Origin of the sequence: Streptomyces sp. NPDC057654, assembly GCF_042800135.1 — a bacterium.
Lineage (GTDB): Bacteria > Actinomycetota > Actinomycetes > Streptomycetales > Streptomycetaceae > Streptomyces.
The window spans coordinates 1-3,796 of record NZ_JBHVHQ010000834.1; the positions used below are offsets into that span (position 1 = coordinate 1).

A 3,796-nucleotide genomic window follows, 5' to 3' on the forward strand; every position below is an offset into this window, starting at 1 on the left:
GCGAAGAGCCGGCCGGAGAGGGCGAACGCCGCCAACTCGGCCGCCGCGTCGGTCGCGTAGCCCACCACGCCCGCCGAACCCTCGCGGGTGCGCTCGCGCCGCGCCCGCTCCTCGGCGGACAACTGCTCGCCCGCGCCGCCGAGCAGCGTCCGCGGGTCCGCCGCCGGGTATTCGCGGTTCTCGTCGAGATCCAGGACCCATAGGACGTTCGCTCGATCGGTGCCCGTCCGGGAACGCAGGAAGGCGACGCGGGAGCCGTCGGGGGACACGGTGAAGGCGCGCGGGGCGCCGAGGGTGAAGCGCTGGGTACGCGCGTGCTGCCGCGGAAAAGTCATGCCTTGACCTTACGTTTCCGCTCCTGCCCCCCTCCTGACCCCGCCGTTTCGGCCACAGCCCTGGGTCCTTCACGCGATCTTGCCGCTTGAAACCTCAACTGGCCTACGGACGGGGGCATATCCGCGGGGTGTGGATGCCGCGGCGGACGCGGGTGTGCGCCCCGTTTTGCTCCCGTGCACCGACTCATGCGCGCGTACGGAAAGTTATGATCACTCGCGCATAGTGGGTATGCATTGCCTGGGCTTTCCCATGCCTGCGTTCCCTGCTGTCCATCCGACCGCGCGTCCCTGGAGGTGAACCGCTGTGGCACTCTCGATTTCGGCGGTGGTGCTGCTGGCGATCATCGTCTTCCTGCTCGTCCGGAAGTCCGGACTGAAGGCAGGACATGCGGCGGTCTGCATGCTGCTGGGGTTCTACCTGGCCAGCTCGTCCATCGCCCCGACCCTCCACCAGCTCACCACGAACGTCGCGGGGATGATCGGCAACCTCAAGTTCTGAGCCGGCGGTGAGCCGGTTCCCGTCGCCCGGCGGCGCCGCGCGGCTCGTACGCTGTTCCCCATGAGTGACCTTCCGGCCCGCCGACTGCTCCTGGTGCACGCCCACCCGGACGACGAGACGATCAACAATGGCGCGACCATGGCCACGTACGCGGCCTCGGGCGCCCATGTCACGCTCGTGACCTGCACCCTCGGCGAGGAGGGCGAGGTGATCCCGCCCGAGCTGGCGCACCTCGCCGCCGACCGGGACGACGCCCTCGGCCCGTACCGCGTGGGCGAGCTGACCGCCGCGATGAAGGCGCTGGGCGTCACCGACCACCGCTTCCTCGGGGGCGCGGGCCGGTTCCGCGACTCCGGGATGATGGGCGCGCCGCAGAACGAGCGCCCCGACTCCTTCTGGCAGGCGGAGCTGGACGACGCCGCCGGGTACCTCGTTGAGGTGATCCGCGAGGTGCGTCCACAGGTGCTGATCACGTACGACCCGCAGGGCGGTTACGGCCACCCCGACCACATCAAGGCGCACCGCGTCGCGATGCGCGCCGCCGACCTGGCCGCCGACACGGCCTTCCGGCCGGAGCTCGGCGCGGCCCACGCCGTCGCGAAGATCTACTGGAACCGCATACCGCTCTCCGTCGTCGAGGAGGGCTTCGCGCGGCTGCGCGCCGCCGGGAAGGAGAGCCCCTTCCCCGAGATCGCCACCACCGAGGACGTGCCGGGCGTCGTCGACGACGCGGACATCACGGCGGCGATCGACGGCTCGGCGCACAGCGCGGCCAAGTCCGCCGCGATGCGAGCCCACGCCACCCAGATCGCCGTGGACGGCCCGTTCTTCGCGCTATCGAACGACCTGGGGCAGCCGCTGTTCTCGACGGAGTACTACGAGCTCGTACGGGGCGCGGCCGGCGCTTCGCGCGAGGACGACCTGTTCGCGGGGGTGGCGCTGTGATGGCGGCGGGCGACGGCGCGAAGCGCGCCAAGGCTGCATCGGGCGGATCGGGCGGATCGGGCGGATCGGGTGGGTCGGCCGGCTCCGGCAAGGCCGGTGGCGCGGGCGGGTCCGGCAAGTCCGGCGGGTCCGCCGGGGCCTCGGCCGAGGCCGCCCGCGCGGTCTTCGGCACGGGTCTGGCCCGGCCGATGACCGTGGGGCGGATCGCAGCCCTCCTCGGCCTGCTCGTGCTCGGCGCGCTGGTCGGGATCGCAGGCGGGCTCGTACAGGCCGGCTGGTTCCCCGGCGGGCTGCTGCTCGCCCTGCTGGGCCTGGCGGCCCTGTGCTACGGCGGGGTGAAGGCGACCGGCAGCAGGATGGGCGGGGCCGCGCCCGGCGCGGGCTGGCTGATCGTCGTGCTGCTGCTGACCGCGACCCGGCCCGAGGGCGACTTCCTCTTCGGGGCAGGGCTCGGCACCTACGTTTTCCTGCTCGGCGGGATGTTCGCGGCTGTGATGTGTGCCACGCTCCCGAAAGCCGCGCAACCGGACAGATCGACAGCCCGACTTGGTAGGTGACGTGACGTTTTCCGCTTGACGTCCGATTGCGGAGATCGGTCCGTCGAGCCCCGTACCCGACCCCTGCCCGCGACGGCCGCCCGCCGGACGTCAAGTGGGCGTGTGCGGCGGCCAGTATGGTGGTGCGCGCCGCCGAGCCGCCCGCACGAGGTCATGACGGGCGGCGGAGCTAACTGGGAGAACCTGCATTGAGCCGTGAATCTGACAGTTCGTCCTCTGGGTCCCAGGGGCGCGGTGGCACCGCGTACCCGTCGGGGACCCCGCCGTACGGAGCCCGCCAGTATCCGTCGCTGCATCCCACGCAGGACGAAGTCGGCGCAGGCGCAGAGGAACCGACCGTGGCACCGAAGCCGGAGGAGCCGAAGACCGAGACCACGCTGACCACCCGGATTCGGATCAACATTCCGGGCTCGCGGCCCATTCCGCCGGTCGTGATGCGCACGACGGTCGCGGACGACCCGACCCAGACCGGCGCCGGGTCCGGCAGGGACGGCGAGCGTACGGGCGGACACTCCAGGCCGGGCGCGCCAGGTACGCCGGGCGCGTCGGCCGTGCCCGGAGCGTCGGCTTCCGCCGTGCCGCCGGCCGCGCCGGGGCCGCGTCCGGGGTCCGACGCGATGAGCAACGGCGCGCCGCCGGCCGCGCCGGGGGCCCCGGGGCAGGGCGCGGGGCAGACCCCCGGAAGGACCTCGGGGCAGAATCCGGGCCAGAACCTGGGCCAGAACCCGGGGCAGGCCTCGGGGCAGGCCTCGGGGCAGAAAGAGAAGACCAGCGACTGGTTCGCGCCGCGCAAGCCCGCCTCGTCCGCCGGGGCTTCGGGCTCGTCGACGACGGGGACGACGGGTGTGCCCCCGCGGCCGGCCGCCGCGGCCGAGACCACCCAGGAGTTCCAGGCACCGGGCATGGGCGGCGGCCGTTCCGACCTCCCCTTCTCCGCCGACGGGCCCCCGGCCCGTACGGACACCCCCGCGGCCGGCTCCCCGCGCGTACAGCCGCCGAACGGTTTCCCCGGCAGCGGCGCCGGTACGGGCGCAGGCCCGGCCTTCGGCTCCGGCCCGGACGCGGGCCGCGGCCCCGGCACGGGTTCCGGTACGGGCATGGGCTCCGGTTCCGGTTTCGGCGCGGGCCGTGATTCCGGTGCTCCCGGCACCGGCCCCGGTACGGGCGCGGGCCCGGCCTTCGGCGCGGGTCCGGGTTCCGGCGGCCCCGGTACGGGCGCGGGTCCGGCCTTCGGTTCGGGGGCAGGTTCCGGCGGTCCCGGCGCGGGCTTCGGCGCGGGCGCGGGCACCGGTGCGGGAGCCGGTACGGGCTCCGCTTCACCCTTCGGCACCGGTTCCGGTTCTGACGCCTTCGGCACCGGCTCCGGCTCGGACGCGTTCGGCCCGCGGCCGGGCGCGGACGCCGGAACGGGACCTGGCCAGGGCCCCGGCGGCAGCACGCCGCCGCGCTCCGACGACACC

At 73.9% G+C, this 3,796-nt stretch carries 3 protein-coding genes and 2 pseudogenes; 4 read left to right on the top strand and 1 reads right to left on the bottom strand.

Annotated elements, in window-relative coordinates; translation table 11 throughout:
* Positions 1-335, bottom strand: a pseudogene (locus ACFU99_RS36755) (S9 family peptidase); the annotation flags it as partial.
* Positions 336-639: 304 nt separating this feature from the next.
* On the opposite strand from ACFU99_RS36755, the gene ACFU99_RS36760 reads away from it, so the two are divergent.
* The 4 genes and pseudogenes from ACFU99_RS36760 to ACFU99_RS36775 all read left to right on the top strand — a co-directional run.
* A complete protein-coding gene (locus ACFU99_RS36760) occupies positions 640-834 on the top strand; it encodes a hypothetical protein (protein WP_363227434.1) in 195 nt (64 codons plus the stop codon).
* A 60-nt stretch (positions 835-894) separates the two neighbouring features.
* Positions 895-1,779: an N-acetyl-1-D-myo-inositol-2-amino-2-deoxy-alpha-D-glucopyranoside deacetylase gene (gene mshB, locus ACFU99_RS36765; RefSeq protein WP_384400925.1), complete on the top strand. Its 885-nt coding sequence runs from the start codon at positions 895-897 to the stop codon at positions 1,777-1,779.
* The gene (locus ACFU99_RS36770; protein ID WP_384400928.1) at positions 1,779-2,336 is read left to right on the top strand and encodes a DUF6113 family protein; all 558 of its coding nucleotides are present in this window, start codon (positions 1,779-1,781) and stop codon (positions 2,334-2,336) included. The genes mshB and ACFU99_RS36770 overlap by 1 nt, the downstream gene beginning before the upstream one ends.
* Positions 2,337-2,674: 338 nt before the next feature.
* Positions 2,675-3,796: pseudogene (locus ACFU99_RS36775) on the top strand (hypothetical protein); the annotation flags it as partial.

What these genes read in the sequence shown, in the direction of transcription:
- mshB (WP_384400925.1), top strand. Translation starts at nt 895, where the DNA reads ATGAGTGACCTTCCGGCCCGCCGACTGCTCCTGGTGCACGCCCACCCG.
- ACFU99_RS36770 (WP_384400928.1), top strand. Translation starts at nt 1,779, where the DNA reads ATGGCGGCGGGCGACGGCGCGAAGCGCGCCAAGGCTGCATCGGGCGGA.